The 17,745-nt window shown below is 69.7% G+C and carries 10 protein-coding genes; 5 read left to right on the forward strand and 5 right to left on the reverse strand.

Features of this window, described 5'->3' with window-relative positions; translation table 11 throughout:
- Window positions 1–355 precede the first annotated feature (355 nt).
- Window positions 356–2,896: an MYXO-CTERM sorting domain-containing protein gene (locus tag KEG57_RS51790; protein ID WP_272428985.1), complete on the reverse strand. Its 2,541-nt coding sequence runs from the start codon at window positions 2,894–2,896 to the stop codon at window positions 356–358.
- Between the two features lie 843 nt (window positions 2,897–3,739).
- Here KEG57_RS51790 and KEG57_RS51795 point away from each other — a divergent pair.
- A complete protein-coding gene (locus KEG57_RS51795; protein WP_272459974.1) occupies window positions 3,740–4,087 on the forward strand; it encodes an RNA recognition motif domain-containing protein in 348 nt (115 codons plus the stop codon).
- A 201-nt stretch (window positions 4,088–4,288) separates the two neighbouring features.
- On the opposite strand, the gene KEG57_RS51800 is transcribed toward KEG57_RS51795, so the two are convergent.
- The 3 genes from KEG57_RS51800 to KEG57_RS51810 form a co-directional block, all read right to left on the reverse strand.
- A complete protein-coding gene (locus KEG57_RS51800) occupies window positions 4,289–6,541 on the reverse strand; it encodes a DUF4215 domain-containing protein (RefSeq protein ID WP_272428983.1) in 2,253 nt (750 codons plus the stop codon).
- Between the two features lie 98 nt (window positions 6,542–6,639).
- Window positions 6,640–9,219, reverse strand: a complete 2,580-nt coding sequence (locus KEG57_RS51805; protein ID WP_272459975.1) for an ATP-binding protein — start codon at window positions 9,217–9,219, stop codon at window positions 6,640–6,642.
- Window positions 9,220–9,256: 37 nt separating this feature from the next.
- Complete coding sequence (locus KEG57_RS51810; protein WP_272428979.1) at window positions 9,257–9,394, reverse strand: hypothetical protein; 138 nt, start codon at window positions 9,392–9,394, stop codon at window positions 9,257–9,259.
- Between the two features lie 93 nt (window positions 9,395–9,487).
- On the opposite strand from KEG57_RS51810, the gene KEG57_RS51815 reads away from it, so the two are divergent.
- The 4 genes from KEG57_RS51815 to KEG57_RS51830 all read left to right on the forward strand — a co-directional run bounded on the left by KEG57_RS51815 (window position 9,488) and on the right by KEG57_RS51830 (window position 17,320).
- Window positions 9,488–12,178: a hypothetical protein gene (locus tag KEG57_RS51815; protein WP_272459976.1), complete on the forward strand. Its 2,691-nt coding sequence runs from the start codon at window positions 9,488–9,490 to the stop codon at window positions 12,176–12,178.
- On the forward strand, window positions 12,175–13,803 hold the full coding sequence (locus KEG57_RS51820; RefSeq protein WP_272428620.1) for a protein kinase domain-containing protein: 1,629 nt from the start codon (window positions 12,175–12,177) through the stop codon (window positions 13,801–13,803). Before KEG57_RS51815 ends, KEG57_RS51820 begins: the two co-directional genes overlap by 4 nt.
- 223 nt (window positions 13,804–14,026) lie before the next feature.
- Window positions 14,027–16,216 carry a TOMM precursor leader peptide-binding protein gene (locus KEG57_RS51825; protein ID WP_272428618.1) on the forward strand — a complete coding sequence of 730 codons (2,190 nt, stop codon included), beginning with the start codon at window positions 14,027–14,029 and terminating at the stop codon, window positions 16,214–16,216.
- A 9-nt stretch (window positions 16,217–16,225) separates the two neighbouring features.
- On the forward strand, window positions 16,226–17,320 hold the full coding sequence (locus KEG57_RS51830) for an amidohydrolase family protein (protein WP_272428616.1): 1,095 nt from the start codon (window positions 16,226–16,228) through the stop codon (window positions 17,318–17,320).
- A 4-nt stretch (window positions 17,321–17,324) separates the two neighbouring features.
- Here KEG57_RS51830 and KEG57_RS51835 read toward each other — a convergent pair whose 3' ends face one another.
- Window positions 17,325–17,693, reverse strand: a complete 369-nt coding sequence (locus KEG57_RS51835) for a hypothetical protein (RefSeq protein ID WP_272428614.1) — start codon at window positions 17,691–17,693, stop codon at window positions 17,325–17,327.
- Window positions 17,694–17,745 lie beyond the last annotated feature (52 nt).

Raw genomic sequence — 17,745 nt, forward strand, 5'->3', positions numbered from 1 at the left:
AGGTCCCCGGGACCTGCGCGAACGGAGTGCAACATCGATCCGGGAGGTCCCGGGACCTGCGTGGACGGGTTCCCACACCGATCCGGGAGGTCCCGGGACCTGCGGGAACGGGGTCGAAGACCGATGACGGAGGCCGAGGGACCTGCACGCGCGGCGGAGAGGGGGTGAAAGACGCTGCGATGAACTGCGCACCGCGCAGTTCATCGTCCTGGGTCCAGCCCCTGGCTGGTCCGGGTGCAGGGGCGGACAGCCCCTGCTGGGGCCTGGGGCAACGCCCCAGCGCAGCGCCTCCCAGATGAGACCCATGCTCAGGAGGGGTGATCGCGGGCGGAGGACGAGGCCGGTTCGTGGAGATTTACGCGCGCCGGACGCGCCGTCGCCATGCGAAGAGGAGCCCGAGCGTCAGCACCGTCAGCGCGGACGCGCTCCCTGTTCGCGGCGCCGTCCGGCACCCACAGCCGCCGTCCTCGGAGGTGCCGCCGCCGCCCGTGCCGGTGGCATTGGCCCCGCCCGCGCCGCCCATGCCGCCTGCGCCGCCTGCGCCGCCTGCGCCGCCCATGCCGCCTGCACCGCCTGCGCCGCCTGCGCCGCCGGCACCGCCCGCGCCGCCCATGCCGCCTGCGCCGCCTGCGCCGCCTGCACCGCCTGCGCCGCCCACGCCGCCTGCACCGCCCGCGCCGCCTGCGCCGCCTGCGCCGCCCATGCAGGCGCCGCCTTCGCACGTGCCGGTTGCGCAGGGGGTACCATCAGGTGCGGAGCCGTCCGCCGGGCAGTTCACGCTTTGCCCGTCACAGGACTCGGCCACGTCGCATGCGCCAGCCAGAGCGCGGCAAACCGTGTCAACCGGAAGCGGCGCGCAAATCCCGTCCACCGCCGCGCCTGCGGCCACGCTGCATGCCTGGCAATCTCCCATCGCGCCTCCGCCGCATGCCGTGGCGCAGCAGACCCCATCCACGCAGAAGCCGCTCGCGCATTCTGCGCCGGTCGTGCAGGGACTGCCCTGGCTCGCCAGCGGCGGGACGAAAACGTAGGCCGAGCCCCTGTTGGCGTCATAAGGGGCCGCCACGAGCGCCGTGTCTCCCGAGAGCGCGACCGAAGAGCCGAACTCGTCCCCGGCCGACCCGTCGTTCGCCACGAGCTTCGCCTGCTGGGTCCAGGCGCCGCCGCTCTGCACGAACACGTAGGCCGAGCCGGAGGCCTCGCCGGTGAGTCCGTACGGCATCCCCACGAGCGCCGTGTCTCCCGAGAGCGCGACCGAATAGCCGAACTCGTCGTAATCCGACCCGTCATTCGCCACGAGCTTCGCCTGCTGGGTCCAGGCGCCGCCGCTCTGCGCGAACACGTAGGCCGAGCCGGAACCCGAACCCTGGTCGTCATCCTGCGACGCCCCGATGAGCGCCATGTCCCCCGAGAGCGCAACCGAAATGCCGAAATGATCGGCCGCCGCCCCGTCGTCCGCCACGAGCTTCGCCTGCTCTGCCCAGGCGCCGCCGCTCTGCACGAACACGTAGGTCGAGCCGGAACCCAAGCCCTTGTCGTCGTCGTAAGGCACCCCCACGAGGGCCATGTTCCCCGAGAGCGCGACCGAGGTGCCGAAACCGTCTTGTGCCGCCCCGTCGTTCGCCAGAAGCGTCGCTTGCTGGGTCCAGATTCCACCGCTCCGCACGAACACATGGGCCGAGCCCGTGCCATCGTCGTAAGGCGCACCCACGAGCGCGATGTCACCCGAGAGCGCGACCGAAGTGCCGCTACCGTCGTCCGCAGCCGCGTCGTTCGCCACGAGCTTCGCCTGCTGGGACCAGACGCCGCCGCTGCGTACGAACACGTAGGCCGAGCCGGCGCGCGCGTCGTCGCTCCGCGCACCCACGAGCGCCGTGTCGCCCGAGAGAGCGACCGCCGAGCCGAACTCGTCGCCGAACGCCCCGTCGTTCGCCAGGAGCTTCGCCTGCTGGGTCCAGACGCCACCGCTGCGTACGAACACATAGGCCGAGCCGGCCTGGAAGCCCTTGTCGTCATCTCGGTACGCCCCCATGAGCGCCGTGTCTCCCGAGAGCGCGACCGAATAGCCGAAGATGTCGTCCGAAGCCGCGTCGCCCGCCACGAGCTTCGCCTGCTGGGTCATGATCAGCGGGTCGATCTCCACCGGATACACCGCCCCCGCATCATCCACATGGATCGCGACCCTCCCTGGCTCGAGCGAGAGCCAGGCCCCAAGCTCCTTGCCCGCAGCGTCCTTCACGTACAGGTCCGCGTACCGCAGCGCCGTGTGCCCCTCCGCATCCCGTAGCGCGAGGGCGTCCCCGCGACCGTCGCCATCCTCGTCCACGAGCGCCGCCTGCAATGTCCCCGCGAGCTCGATGCGCACGATCTTCGTCCCGGCGCACGCAGGGGCTTCCCGAAGGACGAATCCCTGCTCGAGCCCCAATGGCCCGTTCACGTACCATTCCTCCAGGCCACCGCGCACCTGACGGATCCGGTTGCCCTCCCGCGTGAGCTCCGCCGCGCCGAGCTCCGCCACCTGGCCCTCGCAGCCCAGGGCCCCGGTGTGCATCCCGAACGTCCACGCCCCGTCGTGTGATGCAAGGGATACCTCCGCGCCGTCGAACGTGGTCACGAACGCTTGCGCCTCGTTGTCCGCGCGCATGAGCCCAGACGCGAGCGCCACGGCGGCATAACGCGTGGATGCTTCCCGCTGCACGGACGCGATGTAGGCCGCACGCAGGTCCTTCGGCGTCGGCCTGGAGGCCCCCGGCGCCGCCTGCAGAGGTGCGCTCGCCGGCACGTCCACGCTCTCGCCGGGCGCGGCCTCGGCGCCGCAAGCGACCACCATGGCGGCCATGGCCGCGCCGAGAATGCGGTGCAGCCACGGCCCGAAGCTTCGTCGTTCACGGTTCATGGAAAGCTATCTCCTTTTCGTTTGCGCGTCGGCGTGGCGCCCCCGAGGACGTGCGCTCCTCGCGCCTTCGCTTGCGCGGGCTCTCGTCCCAGGTGCGCTCTGGCATGCACGCCGCGCGGACCGGATCGTAGAGCGGGATCTCGGCCGTCGACGCTTTCCCCCTGTTCGCGTTCACCATTCCCGGCGAGAGGCCGGCGCAGAACCCGGCTCCGCGAGGAAAATGCCCCAGCAGCGGCGCGCGCAGGCGCTCGTCGCCGCGGCGCGCGAGGCCTCTGTTCGCATTTCGGAGAACGGGTGGTCGCGGCAAGCGGGTGGATGCGATCGGGGGGCGCCGCGATTCGTCGTGCGCGAGGTCGAGGAGCTCCTCTGCTGCGGGATCATCGAATACGGCTTCATGCGCGTGGAATGTGATCGAGCGGTCGCGTTTTCGTGCAAGCGACGTGGATTCTGCAGGGGCGCGGGCCCGGCTGCATTGGGTGTGTTGTGAAGCCCTCGACACACTGCCCGCGCTCTTCCGTCTCGCCCGCCTGCTCGGGCGAACGCACGCCGCTCTGGATGATCTTGGGCGACGAGCATCTTTCACCTTGCCAAAGGTCGGCCGACGAGGTAAGTAATCGGCCGACACGCAAACGTTTCTGGCTCGCTCTCGGCACGTCGCTCCTCTTCCAGAATGCGGCTCGCTCGGAAGACTGGATGACGCAAACGTGCGCCGCGGCGAGCGACGTTCCCAAGTTGGGTGCTTCGCGCGTCTCAGCACACCCCGTTCGCCTTTGATGCGGCTTCTTCGAACGGTCGGTGTGATGGCGTCCTCCTGGACGCTTTGAGAAGCCACAGGAAAACCCCATGGGAAATCGTCTCTACGTCGGAAACCTCTCGTACAACACCACCCAGGCCTCGCTCGAGAGCGCCTTTGCCGCGGCCGGCACGGTTCGCGAGGTCGCGATGCCGATCGATCGCGAGACCGGGCAACCCCGCGGCTTCGCCTTCGTCACGATGGGGAACGCGCACGAGGCCCTCAACGCGATCTCTCAGCTCAACGGGCTCATGCTCGACGGGCGCGCGCTCAAGGTCAACGAGGCGCAAGAGCGTCCCCCGCGCACGGGCGGCGGCGGTGGCGGCGGCTACGGCGGTGGTGGTGGCGGCTACGGCGGCGGCGGTGGTCGCGGTGGTCGCGGCGGCGGCCGATACTGATCGAAAAAGCATGACGTGCGGCGCGGGCCGCGGCAGCTCGCAAGAGCAGCCGCGGCCCGCGCCGTTTTCCATGTCTGCGGCTCGAGGATCCCTGAGGGTCCCGTCATGCTGCACTCGCGCATGGCCGCTCAACCTCTACGGGAACGGAAGCGGGGGCGGTCACGGAGACGCACCCCCGGATCCCGCGCGGTTCTCAAGACGTCACTGGAAAGTCGCCTCGAGGCTGAAGGGCCCCCCCTTGCTCGGCGAAGCCGTGTCGACGACGACGGTCACCTCTTTCCCCGCGGTGAGAGGCAATGCGATGTCCTCAGCGCTCTCCGGGGGCCAGCCGTAATTCGAGCACGAGAGGAGCTTGGCCTCCGTCGCCGTCCCGCAGCCGTCGAGCACGTAGACGGCATAATTCGCATTCGTCTCGTCGAGGTGCAGCGTCAGCGTCCCGTCCTTCGGCGCGACATAGCGGTACGTCACCTCGCCGCCGGTGGTGAACGTGCAATACCCGTCGGTGTTGTTCAAATTCGGCGCGCTCGCCGTGTCGCCGACGTTGGGCGACGACGTGGAGAGCATCGGGAGACCTGCGCAGACCGTGGGCCAGTCGGGGCTCAGGCAATCGGCCGAGCAGAAGCCATCGCCCTGCATCGTATTGCCGTCATCGCAGACCTCGGGCCCGACGGCGACGCCATCGCCGCAGACCGCCGGCGTGAAACTCGCGCGCAGCGTGAACGGCCCCGCGTCCTTCATCGTATTGCCACGAACGACGAGCATCACGGGACCATTCGGCTTCGTTGCGAAATCGAAATCGAGCTCCTCGGTGGCCGCGGACGTGCTCTTGCAGGCGAGCTCGCTGCCGCTCGGATCGGCGCAATCGCCGAGCAGGAGCAGATCGAGGTCCTCGTTCGACGTGAGGTCGAAGGAGAGCCGGCCCGGCCCCGGGACGTCGAAGGTGAACGTCTTCGAGGGCACGACGATGTAGAGCTCGCAGCTCCCGCCATACCCGGTGGGCGCGCCTTCCGTCGTGCTCTGGATGTCGACGTCGAGCGCGAGCGGCTCGGCGACGTTGCAGAGCACGTCGAACTCGGCCACGTCGCAGTCGCCCGAGCATCCGTCGCCCGACGCGGTGTTGCCGTCGTCGCAGATCTCGTTGAGCGGGTCGAGCACGCCGTCGCCGCAGACCGGGATCGTCCAGCAAATGCCGACGTCCGTGTTGGAGAAGATGCCCGCGCAGTACTCGCCCGCCGGGCAGTCGCCGTCGGGCATGCGGCAGATGTGCTCGCAATGCTCGATCGGCTCCTCGGGGTAGAGGCTCAGGCAGAGGCCGCGGAACGCCTCGCCGTCGGAGCCGCAGCTCCGATACGGCACCCAGCTCGGCTGGCACGCGCCGTCGATCGGCGCCGGATCGCCGCTCGCGGGCGAAAGGCACACGTTCGACATACCGCACACACGTCCCTCGGGGCATCCGGGATCCGGCGTGAGCCACGCGCAGGTCTTCTCGCACGTGGCGGGCACGCCCGCGCACAGGCTGCCCGTCTCGCAGCCCGTGGAGATGTCGGGCTCGCTGCACGCCTCGCCGGGCGCGCCTTTGCCCGTCGGCCGGCAGACGCCGTAGTTCTGGACGGGGTCGGTCGCGATGCACTCGGCATCCGCGGGGCAGGCGCCCGAGGTGAACGGCGTGCACGCCTTGTAACAAGCCCCGATCGAGTTCTCGCTGGGCACCTGCGCGAGGCACAGCTCGCCGTCGGGGCACACGACGTCATACGTGAAGAGACACTCGTAGGGCGCGCAGGTGTTCGTCTTGGGCGAGCAGACCTGACGCTGGGTGTTGCCGCAGTCCTCGGCCTTCTCGCACGGGATACCGTCGACGGGTGTCGTGTCGAACGACCACGAGGGGATCACGAAGCAGCCGCCCTCCGGCACGGGCTCCCACGTGCCGTCTTCCTTCCGCGTGACCTCGGAGAGCGTGACGTTCGTGATCTTGCCGGCGGCGATGCTCGGATCGTTCGGATCGAGCTTCGTGAGCTCGATCGTGCCGCCCGTCTGGAAGAATGTGCGCGTCGGCATCTCGCTGGAGTCCGGCGTGATCACGGTGACGCAGTGCTGGCAGCTCCCGTAGTGGTCGTTCGGCGCCGCCGCGAGATCGAAGGTGCCCGTCGCGAGCGGAGGCAAGTCCGGGGTCGTCCACTCGTTGTAGATCTCGAGGACGGCCTGCGTGCGGTACGCGTCGGGAGCCGCGGGCGAGACGTCGGCCGCCACGGAGAAGTAGGCGTCCGTGAAGCGGTAGATCTGCGTGAGCGAGACGTCGAGCGTAGGGCAGCCGCCCTGCCCGCCCGAGCCGCCCGCGCCGCCCGCACCGCCCGAGCCGCCGGTGCTGTTGTCCGGCGGGGCCGGGACGTCCTCCGAGCACCCCGCGAGGAGCGCCATTCCACATCCGATCGTGGCGAAAATAAGCTTGCGAATCATGGTCATGACCTCGTCGTTAAGCCTGCACGAGGAAGATGGCCCTGACGCGCGGGGTCTCGGGTTGAAAGTTTGTTGAAAGGCCTCGTTCCAGCAGAAAATCAGCTCAAGACGACCGGGATCTCCGGCGAAAGGAGGTACCCGCCCGCCTTCTGCTGGATCACGCCCTGCAGGCCCAGGCGACGTAGCGTGGCCACGGCGGCGTAGACGCGCTCGGTGCCGGCGGAGGCAAGGATCCGTTCGCCAGGCCAACCCGCCTCGACGAGCGCCGCGACCGTGGCGGCCTCGCCGGGGCGCTCCTCTCGTTGCCGCAAAAGGGCCCGCAGCACGCCGCGGAGGGCCTTGCGTCGCTCGAGCGGGATGGATGCGTCGCTGCCAGGCGCGCGGAACCAGCTCCCGTCACGCGCGATGAGGAGCGGAGGCGCGGTGCGCGGCGCCGGGACCGGGCTGCGTAAACGCAGGGCGAGGCGCACCTCCGAGCACGAGGCAAACGCGGCAGGAGGCTCGTCGCCGAGCAGCACGCGCACCGCGGCGAGGAACATCGGCTTGGGGTACGCGGAGAGCGACGCTTCGGCGCGCCGGTAGAGCATCGCCGCGTCGCCGGCCGCGCCGCGCCGCGCCGCGACCACGCCCTGAGCGGCGAGGATCACGCCCTCGTATTCGCCGCAGTTCTCGCGCGCGAGGGGCAACGCGGTGCGCAAGTGCTTGGCGGCGGCGGAGAGCTCACCCGCCTCGATGAGCGCGGTCGCGAACTGGTAGAAGGCGACGGCCTGGGCGCGCCGCACGCCGGCCGCGTCGAGGCGGGCCAAGGCGTCGGAGTACAGCGTGAGCGCCGCGGGCAGATCGCCCGTCTCCTGCTTGCAGCGCGCAAGGTACGAGAGCGTGATCCCCTCCCAATGCGGCGAGCCGATGCGCGTGAGGGCTTCGAGCGCATCGCCGAGGAGGCGCGATGCCTCGTCGAAATCACCCGCAGCGAGCAGGATCACCCCGAGCGCGAGGCGCGCCGTGGCCGAGGCGCTCTCGTCGCCGGCACGATCGGTCTCCGCGATGCTCTGACGAAAGAGCGGGATCGCACGGTCGTACTCGTCGGTTCCGCCGAAGCTGTTCGCCAGCATCGCGAGCAGCCGCGCGCGGAGCCTCGGCTCGGCGCACGCCTCGAGCGCGCGCTCGAAGAACGCACGCGCGCGCCCCCAGTCCCCGACGCCCGCCACCGTGTTGCCGAGGCCCGCGAACGCCTCGGCGAGCAGCGTGTGGTCGCCGATCGACGCGCCGATCCCGCGCGCCCGCTCGAGGTCGGCCGCCGACTCCGGCAGCCGGCCGAGGAAGCGGCGGACCGTGCCACGCGAAAGGAGCGCGCGCCCCACGAGCGCAGGCGACGCGCCTTCGCCCTCGTCGTCGCCCAGCGCGCCGCCGAGCAGCTCCTCGACGGTGATGTAGGGCAGTCCGGACGCGGGCGCGGCGAGCACGAGAGCCGCGCGGAGCGCGAGGTCGGCCCCCAAAAGCCCGCGGCGATGGACGATCGCGGTGAGGTTCTCCCGCTCGCGTTCGAGGGCGCGGCGCGAGCCGGCATCGGTGCAGCCGACGAGTCGCTCGCCGAGGCCCACGTAGTAGCGGGCATGCCGCTCGGCCGCGCGCGCCGCGCCCCCTCCCCTCTGCGCGAGCTCGCTCTCGGCGAACTCGCGGATGCAGATCAAGAGATCGTAGCGGCGCTCGTGGGGATCCTGATCGACCGTCAGCATCGACTGGTCGAGCAGCGATTCGAGCAGGTCGAGCGGCCACGGGCCGCCTTCCTCGCCGAGCACGGCGTCGGCGGCGTCGAGGGAAAAGCCGCCGCGGAACACGGAGCTCGCGAGGAACGCCTCCTGCTCCGGCGGGGCGAGCATCACGTAGGACATCTCGATGCTCTCGCGGAGGTTCGCCCGGGCGATCGTCCCGTCGGGCCGCCGGAGCATGCGGAAGCGCTGGGAGAGGCGCGCGAGCACCTGCTTCGGCGCGAGCACGCGGAAGCGCGACGCCGCGAGCTCGAGCGCGAGGGGCAGGCCATCGAGTTCACGGGCGAGGTCTTCCATCGTCGCGCGGTCTTCCTGCGGATCAAACGACCCGCCCGCGAAGGCCGAGCCCCGCGCCACGAGCAGCTCCGCCGCTTCGGACCATGGCTCGCCCGAGCGGCGCTCGGTCGAGAGCGGCGCAAGGCTGAGGGTCGTGGCAGGCGCGCCGGCGAGGCGCCGCCTCGACGTGACGAGCACACGCGCCCCCGGGCCCTCGCCCTCGAACCACGCCGCGAGCGCCGCGTCGGCCGAAGCGGGGAGCTGCTCGAAGTTGTCGAGCACGAGGAGCATGGCGTCGTCCGAAAAGACCCGCTCTCGCACGCGCCGCGCGAGCTCGTCCGGGGAGATGTCGAGCGGTACCGGCACGCCGAGGGAGCGCGCGACCTGGAAGAGGAAAGCGCTGAGCGAAGCTGCTTCCGTGAGGTCGCAGAACCGGAGCACGGAGAGGCGCGGCGACCGCTTCGCGAACTCCGTGGCGAGCCGGGTCTTGCCGACGCCCGGCGGCCCGATGAGCTCGACGAGGCGACCCCGCGCGAGCGCCTCGGCGATCTTTTCCAGGGCGCTCTCCCGTCCGACGAATCGGCTGGCGCCTCCGTCCCGAGATGTTCGCGTCTTTTCGGGCCGCGGCGGCATGCGAATCCGAGCGTAGCGCGAACGGCCCTGGACGTCCCTACGCCTCGGCCACGCCCTGCCCGAGGGGGGACGTGGACGAGCGCACGCTCGGCACCGCCCGCGCACGGCCCGCGCCGAATCGAGCAATGGCCGCGTATTCGTTGCCATGGGACGATTGCATCTCGACGAGCAGCATTGCAATCGATATAGGGTCCGCTACCCTTCGCGCCGCGGCGGCGGCTCTCGGACGTCGGGCACGCGGTCGATACACGAACCAAGAGAAAATGCAATGAAAGACGAGCGAAGGCATTCTCTTCGATGGCGCTGCTCCATCCTCGCCCTGGGCGTCGGCGCTGCCACGGCCGCGTGCGGCGGCGAGCCGGCCCCCGAAGGCAAAACGTCGAGCCTCCTCGAGCCGCCCTCGGGCGGCAGCGCATCGACGATATCGAAGGAGCTCTGCGCGGCGTACATCGAGTCCACGCAGCGCGGGGCGTCGCCGCGATATGCTGCGGAATCGCCGTCCCCCGGCGTCGTGCGCGCGGACAACGAGGCGCAAGGTTTCTCGACGGTGCTCGACCGCCGAGGCGTGTCGGTGACGTCGCGGGACGGTGGCTTCATGTTGTCGATGCGCGCGACGGGGCTCGGATGCGAATCCGCCGTGCAAACGCTCGGCGAGGCCCTGCCCGAGGCGGAGGGGAACCGCGTGCATTATGACCGACCGGGCCTCGACGAGTGGTATCTGAATGGCCCCCTCGGGCTCGAGCAGGGGTTCACGCTGGCGCGGGCGCCCTCCTGCACGGGGACGAAGGTCGTCACGCTCGAGCTCGGCGGCGATCTGCATCCTTCCCTCGTGGACGAGGACCGCGATGGACGCGCGGACGCGCTCGCGCTCCTCGACGGCGCGGGCGGCCAGGCGCTCACGTATTCGGATCTGTATGCGAAAGATGCGACGGGCAGAGCGCTTCCGGCGTGGCTCTCGATCGAGGACGGGCGCGTCGCCATTCACGTCGACGACGCGGCGGCCGTGTATCCGGTCGTCATCGATCCGCTGATCACGCAGCAGACGAAGCTCGTGGCTGGCGACGGCGCCGCGGGCGACTTTTTTGGCCTCGCGGTCGCGCTCTCGGGGGACACCGCGCTCGTGGGAGCGCCCTGGGACAGCGACAAGGGGTATGCCTCGGGCGCCGTGTACGTCTACGTGCGGACGGGCGGCGTCTGGATGCAGCAGGCCAAGCTCGTTCCGGACGACGGCATCGGCGGGGACCGGTTCGGCTATGCGGTCGCGCTCTCCGGGGATCGGGCGCTCGTCGGGGCGCCGTACAGCAACCTGATCGGCGGCTCGGCGTACGTGTTCATGCGAAGTGGCGTGGTCTGGACGCAGCAGGCGAAGCTCGTGGCGAATGGCGCGACGGGGGCCGACCTCTTCGGAAAATCGGTCGCGATCGACGGGACCACCGCGGTGATCGGCGCGGACAACGACAACCCGATGGGCCCGTATTCGGGCTCGGCCTACGTCTTCGTGCACGATGGCATCTGGACGCAGCAAGCGAAGCTCGCAGCGGCCGACGGCCATGACTACGCCGCGTTTGGCTTTTCGGTCGCCGTGTCCGGGGAAACCGCGCTCATCGGGGCCGAAAATGACAACGGGAAGGCCAACAAGGCAGGCGCGGCCTATGTGTTCGTGCGAAGCGGCACCACATGGACCCAGCAAAAGAAGCTCGTGGCGGCGGATGGCACCGAGAGCGACAAGTTCGGCCATGCGGTGGCGCTCTCGTCGGACACGGCGCTCATCGGCGCGTCCGGGGACGATGCGCTGGCGAGCTACGCCGGCTCGGCGTACGTGTTCGAGCGGAGCGGCGGGACGTGGGACCAGCAAGCGAAGCTCCAGGCGAGCGATGGGAACAACAATGATCAGGTCGGCTGGTCTGTCGCCCTCGATGGGGACAAGGCGCTGCTCGGCGCGGCGGTCGGGGACGCCCAGGCCACGGGCTCCGGGGCGGCCTACCTCTTCGTGCGAAGCGGCTTGACCTGGACCGAGCAGGCGAAGCTCGTGGCGAGCGACGGGGCAGCGGACGACCGCCTCGGTACTTCGGTCGGTCTTTCGGGGGGCACGGCAATCGCCGGGGCGTTTCAGGACGACGACAAGGGGGCCGACTCCGGCGCCGCGTACATGTTCGACGTCCGGACCGTCCAGGGGGGTTCTTGCGCGACGGCCGCCGATTGCGCGACCGGATTCTGCGTCGACGGCGTCTGCTGCAACGAGGCCTGCGGCGGCGGTGCCGCGAACGATTGCCAGGCGTGTAGCAAGGCGGCGGGCGCGACGGTCGATGGAACCTGCGCGCCCCTCGCGGCGGGTACGTCGTGCCGAGCGAGCGCAGGTGTGTGCGATGTCGCCGAGAGCTGCGACGGCGTCGCGAAGGATTGTCCGATGGACGCGAAGATCGCGACGGGCACCGAATGCCACGCCTCCTCCGGCGAGTGCGACGTGGCGGAGACTTGTGATGGCGCCACGAACGATTGTCCTGCCGATGCCATCGCTGCGGATGGCACGGTATGCAGCGGTGGGACGTGCTCCGCTGGCGTGTGCATGAGCGGAAGTGGCGGCGCGGGCGGCAGCGGCGGCATGGGCGGCAGCGGCGGCGCGGGCGGCAGCGGCGGCAGCGGCGGCGCGGGCGGCAGCGGCGGTAGCGGCGGCGCGGCCGGCAGCGGTGGCGGCGGCGGTAGCGGCGGCGCGGCCGGCAGCGGCGGCACGGGCGGCAGCGGCGGGGCGGGCGGTAGCGGCGGCGCGGCCGGCAGCGGCGGCAGCTCCACGTCCGAAGCGGGCAGTTGCGACTGTAGTGTACCGGGCGCCCGGGCCGACGATCACAGCCACGCGGCCCTCTTCCTCGTCGGCCTTGGCCTGTTCATGACGCGCGGCCGTCGTATTCGACACGCCTGGAGCATCCCACCCTGCAAGGCGCGGCATATACTTCGCAGGTGACTCCGAAGCGGGTAAGCGCAAGCCAACGCGAGGTCCAGCCCCCGCAACCGTCGCTCACGCTCGTCGAGCGCGTCCCCGGGTCGACGATCGGGGCTGGCTCGTTGTTCCAGGGTCATTACGAGATCCTAGCCAAGCTCGGCCAGGGAGGATTCGCCGCCGTCTATCAGGCGCGCCAGGTCGCGACGGGCCAGCTCGTCGCCATCAAGATCATGCGCTCCGGCATAGCGGGCGACCACAGCCGGCGCGTCGCGCGCTTCCAGCGCGAGATACGGCTTTGCGCCCGACTCCACCATCCCAACATCGTCCGCCTGATCGACTCCGGCCATACGCCCGAGGGGCTCCTCTACACCGTGTTCGAATTCGTCCCGGGGGAGAACCTCGCGGACGTCCTCGCCAGGGAGGGCGCCCTCGATCCGCGCGAGGCCAGGCACCTCATGCTCCAGGTCCTCGATGCGCTCTGTTGCGCCCACGCACAAGGGGTCGTCCATCGGGACATCAAACCTGCGAACATCATGGTGGTCCCGACGGGCGCGCGGCGGAACGCCATGGTGCTCGATTTCGGCATTGGAGCGCTCGTCGATGCGATGGCGGGGCCGAGCCCGAACAAGACGGTCGCCACCAATGAAGTCGTGTGCACGCCCGGATACGCCGCGCCGGAGCAGATCAAGGCGATGCGGCCGACCGCTCGCTCCGACCTGTATGCATGGGGGCTCGTCTTCCTGGAGAGCCTCACGGGCAAGCCGGCCATCACGGGGGGCTCTTTGCAAGAGGTCCTCCTCAAGCAGATGAGCAGCGCGCCCGTCCCGATTCCCAGGCCGCTCTGGGGCCACCCCCTCGGCGAGCTCCTGCGGGAGGCGCTCGTCAAAGACGTCCGCGAGCGCAACGTCGACGCCGAGGGACTCTTCTGGAGGCTCCAGGCCTGCAAGGTCAACGGGCTGCGGCGAGAGTCCTTCCTCGAGCCCGCGGCCCGGCGCGCCCAGCGGTCGCAGACGACCCTGCCCTTGCGGCCCCGGGCCTCGGGCCGGGGCCTCGCGCTCGTCCCGTCGAAGCGGCCCTCCGAGGCCGATCGACGGCAGCTCACCGCCCTTTGTTATGGCCTGACCGCGCTCGGCCCGGGCCCCGACGCCATGGATATCGAGGAGGTCGAGGAGCTGATCAGCCGCGAGCAGGCGAGCTGCGCCGACCTCGTGCGCCGCCACCACGGGCGCTTCGCCGGCGCGCTCGGCGACGAGGTGTTGAGCTACTTCGGCAGCGATGCGGCGCCGAAAGACGGCGCCGTTTCCGCGGGTCGCGCCGCGCTCGAGCTCCTTTCGAGGGTGCAGAGCCAGAGCGCCCGGCTCGAGGCGGAACGAGGGATCCGCCTCGAGGTTCGAATCGGCCTGCATACCGGTCTCGCGGGCAACCGCGACATGCGCGGCCCGGCGCACGCGCTCGGGACCACCCCCGCGATTGCCGCACGCCTGAGCGCGCTCGCGGCCCCCGATACCATCGTCCTCAGCAGCACCACGTCCCGGCTCCTCGAAGGGCCCTTCACGCTCGCGCATGGCGGGGCGTTGCCCGTCGAGGGCCTCGACCGTCCCGTCGAGGTATTCCTCCTCCGCGGCGAGAAGGGGACCCCTTCGTAAACATATCATGTAGACAAACACGGAAAAACCATGGAGCTACGGCCGAAGCTCCTGCGTGTCGATCGTCGCGTACGATGGCCGGCCGTCCGGAACAGGGGAGCTCATCCTCGGCGAGAGAGGTGCGTCCGCTCTCGCGGGGGCCGCGATTTCTGTTAAGCTCCCTCGCCTTCCAATGGCCCACGGGCCACTTCCTTTGGTCAGCCATCTGCGATGGATGTGCGACATGAACAGAGTCTTGCGATTCGCACCGCACGTTCGCCCGGTGCTCCTCGGCCCGGATTGCCTTGCGCTCCTCGGGGAGCACGACGAAACGATCCTGCGGGGGCGCCTTTACGCGCTGGTCGCGCCCTTCCTGGACGGCGTACGCACGAATGCGCAGATCATCGCGGCCCTGCGGGGAAAAGCCACTGCGCCCGAGGTATATTATACGATCACGCTGCTCGAGCAGAACGGCTACCTCGCCCCTGCCTCGCTCACACCTCCCGCCGAGGACGCCTTCTGGCGTTTGCTCGGGGTCGCGGGAGACGTCGCGGCCGAGCGCCTCTCGGGAATGCCCGTGACGGTCGAAGCGCTCGCGGGCGTGGATTCGGCCATTTTCTGTGAATCCCTCCAGGCGGCCGGGATGAGGGTCGAGCCCGGGGCTCGGCTACGGATCGTCCTCGTCGGCGATTACCTCGCGCCCGAGCTCGCGAACATCCATCGGCAGGCCCTCGCCGAAGGTTTTTGCTGGATGCCCGTGAAGCCGTCCGGGGCAGCGCCCTGGATGGGGCCGATGTTCCGCCCGGGGGGACCCTGCTGGGATTGTCTGGCCTCCCGGATCCGCGCGCATCGCCCCGTGCAAACGTTCTTGCATCGGACCGACGCGCGTGGCGGTTCGTCCCTCCCGCGCCCGGCGAGCCCTCTCGGCCTTTCCGTGGCCCACGAGCTCGGAGCGCTCGTGATCGCGAGGTGGGTCGCCGGCGGCGCGTGGCGCGAAATCGAAGACCATGTCCTCGTCTTCGATTTCGGGCGCCTCGCGCTCGAGAAGCACGCGGTGCAGCGGCGCCCGCAATGCCCGACCTGCGGAGACCCGGATCTCCTGAGGCGGCGCGCCGCAGAACCCCCGACGCTCGAACGCCGGGTGCGCCTGGCCGCGCAGGAGGGCGGCAGCCGCGTGATTTCCCCGGAGGAGACCTTCGCGCGATATCGGCATTTGATCAGCCCCGTGACCGGTGTCCTCGGAAGCGTCGAGCCCATCGCCGAGCGCGAGGGCCCGCCGTGGTTCCTCCACGGGGCGCGTTATCCCGTGATGCCGGTCGAAGCGCGGGGCCCGGGGGACTTCCATGCCATGGCGGGCGGCAAGGGGCGTAACGCCGCGCAGGCGCGGACGAGCGCGCTCTGCGAAGGAATCGAGCGAGTGAGCGCCATTTTCCAGGGGGACGAGCCCACGCTCCGCGCTCGCCTGGCCGAGCTCTGCGACGAGGGCGTCCACCCGCACGATCTCCAGGGCTTCAGCGAATCCCAGTACCGGACGCGTGACGCCTGGAACACGGCCGCGCGGAGCCGCAAATGGCATGTACCGCTGCCCTTCGACGAACGGCGCGAGATCGACTGGACGCCCGTATGGTCCCTCGCGACCGAGCGGCGGCGATACCTGCCGACGGCCTATTGTTACGATCAGGTCCCGGTCGCCCCCGGGGAGTGCTTCTGCGCGTATAGCTCCAATGGCCACGCCGCCGGCAACTGCCTCGAGGAGGCCATCCTGCACGGCTTCCTCGAGCTCGTCGAGCGCGACGCCGTGGCCATTTGGTGGTACAATCGGCTGCGTCGCCCCGGGGTCGACATCACGAGCTTCGACGACCCCTATTTCGAGGAGCTCGAGGCCACGTATCGTTCGCTGGGCCGACCGCCCTGGGTCCTCGACATCACGAGCGACCTCGGGATTCCGGTTCTCGTCGCGCTGGCGGCCGGGCAGGAAGAAGGAGAGTTTTACGCTGGCTTCGGCTGCCACCTCGACATCCACGTGGCCGCGCAGCGCGCGCTCACCGAATTGAATCAGGTGTACGACCCCACGGGCCGTTTGCCCCCGCTCTTCGACGTACGAACGCTCGAAGACCGGAGCTTTTTGATCCCCGCCGAGGACACGCTCCCCCGAACGGGCGGAAAAGCCCCGCGCCTTCGCGAGGGGAACGACCTCGCCGCGGACGTCCTTTCGTGCGTGGATCTCGCGGCCCGCGCGGGGCTCGAGACGCTCGTGCTCGACCAGACCCGGCCCGACCTCGGCCTTTGCGTCGTCCAGGTGACGGTCCCGGGGCTCCGGCATTTCTGGCCGCGCTTCGGGCCCGGGCGCCTCTATGACGTGCCCGTACGTCTGGGGTGGCGGGATCGCGCCCTCCACGAGGCGGAACTCAATCCTGTGCCTTTTTTGACTTGAGGAGGGAACATGCTGATTGATGCAGATCGTCACGTGATCGAGCCGACGGACATGTGGAAGCGTTACCTGGAGAAGCCCTTCCGCGAGCGCGCGCCGTACTACGAGGATATCGGTCGCGATGGGCGGATGCCCAGGCTGATGCTGAATGGGGAGCCCGTCCATCACAAGATCTCCGAGCGCGCCGAGCGCGAAGTCACCGCCGTCGGGGCCCAACGAAGCGCCGAGTTATGGGCAGGGAGAGACCCCGCCGCGCAGCTCCGGGCGATGGATCGATCCCACGTCGATATCGCCCTCCTCTTTCCGACGATCGCGCTTTTCCTGCTCGGGATCGACACGATCGATCCCGCATTGGCTGGGGCCTTCACCCGCGCATACAATCGCTGGCTGCACGATTTCTGCGCGCACGATCCAGCGCGGCTCCGAGGCGTCGGGGTGGTGAACGTCCACGACCCGGCGGCCATGGTCGAGGATCTCGAGCGCGTCGCGGCGTGGGGGTGGACCGCGGTGGTGCTGCGGCCGAATCCGGTGAAAGGTCGGCTCCTGAGTGATCCCGCCTATGAGCCTTTCTGGACCGCTTGCGAGCGGCTCGATGTGGCGGTCGCCGTCCACGAGGGCGCGCACGCGCGCGTCCCCACCGCGGGGGCGGATCGATTCGAAACCCGTTTTGCGCTGCATGCCTGTTCGCATCCCATGGAACAGATGATGGCGTTCCTCGCGCTTCTGGAGGGGGGCGTGCTGGAGCGGCATCCGGGGCTGCGCGTCGCGTTCCTGGAGGCCGGCTGCGGGTGGCTGCCGTACTGGTTGTGGCGGCTCGACGAGGTCGAATACCGAAACCTTGCGGGCGAGGTCGCGGAGAACGTCCGGGAAAAACCTTCCGCGTATTTCCGGCGTCAATGCTTCATTGCCATCGAGCCCGACGAGCCCTACCTCCCGGAGGTGATTTCATTTCTCGGAGAGGACAACCTGATCTTCGGGACGGACTTTCCCCACCTCGATCACGACAGCGACATCACGGAGAAACTTGGCCCGCTCGGACAAAAGCTCCCCACAGGCGTGCTCCAGAAGATTCTGTGGGACAATCCGGCGCGGCTCTACGGACTGTAGGCATTCAGCAAAACGTACCGAGCTCTATCGCTCGCATGTACGCCGGCCTCGGCGGGAGCGTAATCTTGTATACCGCACGCTGCTTGGGCTGGCTGTCCACGATCTCCAGCTGCACGTCAGGCGGAAGTTGATAGTTGAAGTGAGTCTCGAGCGCCTTCGCAGGGTCTGCGAGCAGCTCCTGCTTGAACGTCTCGTCGCTCCACGCCTTGGTGACCACCTGGGTCCAGAGCTCGGCGAAGTCCTCGGCCGGCTCGGATTCCGTGGCCGATCCCCCTTGGGGGGCTTCGCGCCCCTCCGTCTCCGCAGCGGAAGCCGTCGATGAAAGCGCGAGCGCCACCGCCGCGAGCGCCAAAAGGTCACTCTTCCTCGTCATGATTTGCTCTCTTTCCATGGTCTCGAACGGCGGCACCCCACGTCGCCTGTCC

It is taken from the genome of Polyangium jinanense (assembly GCF_028435365.1).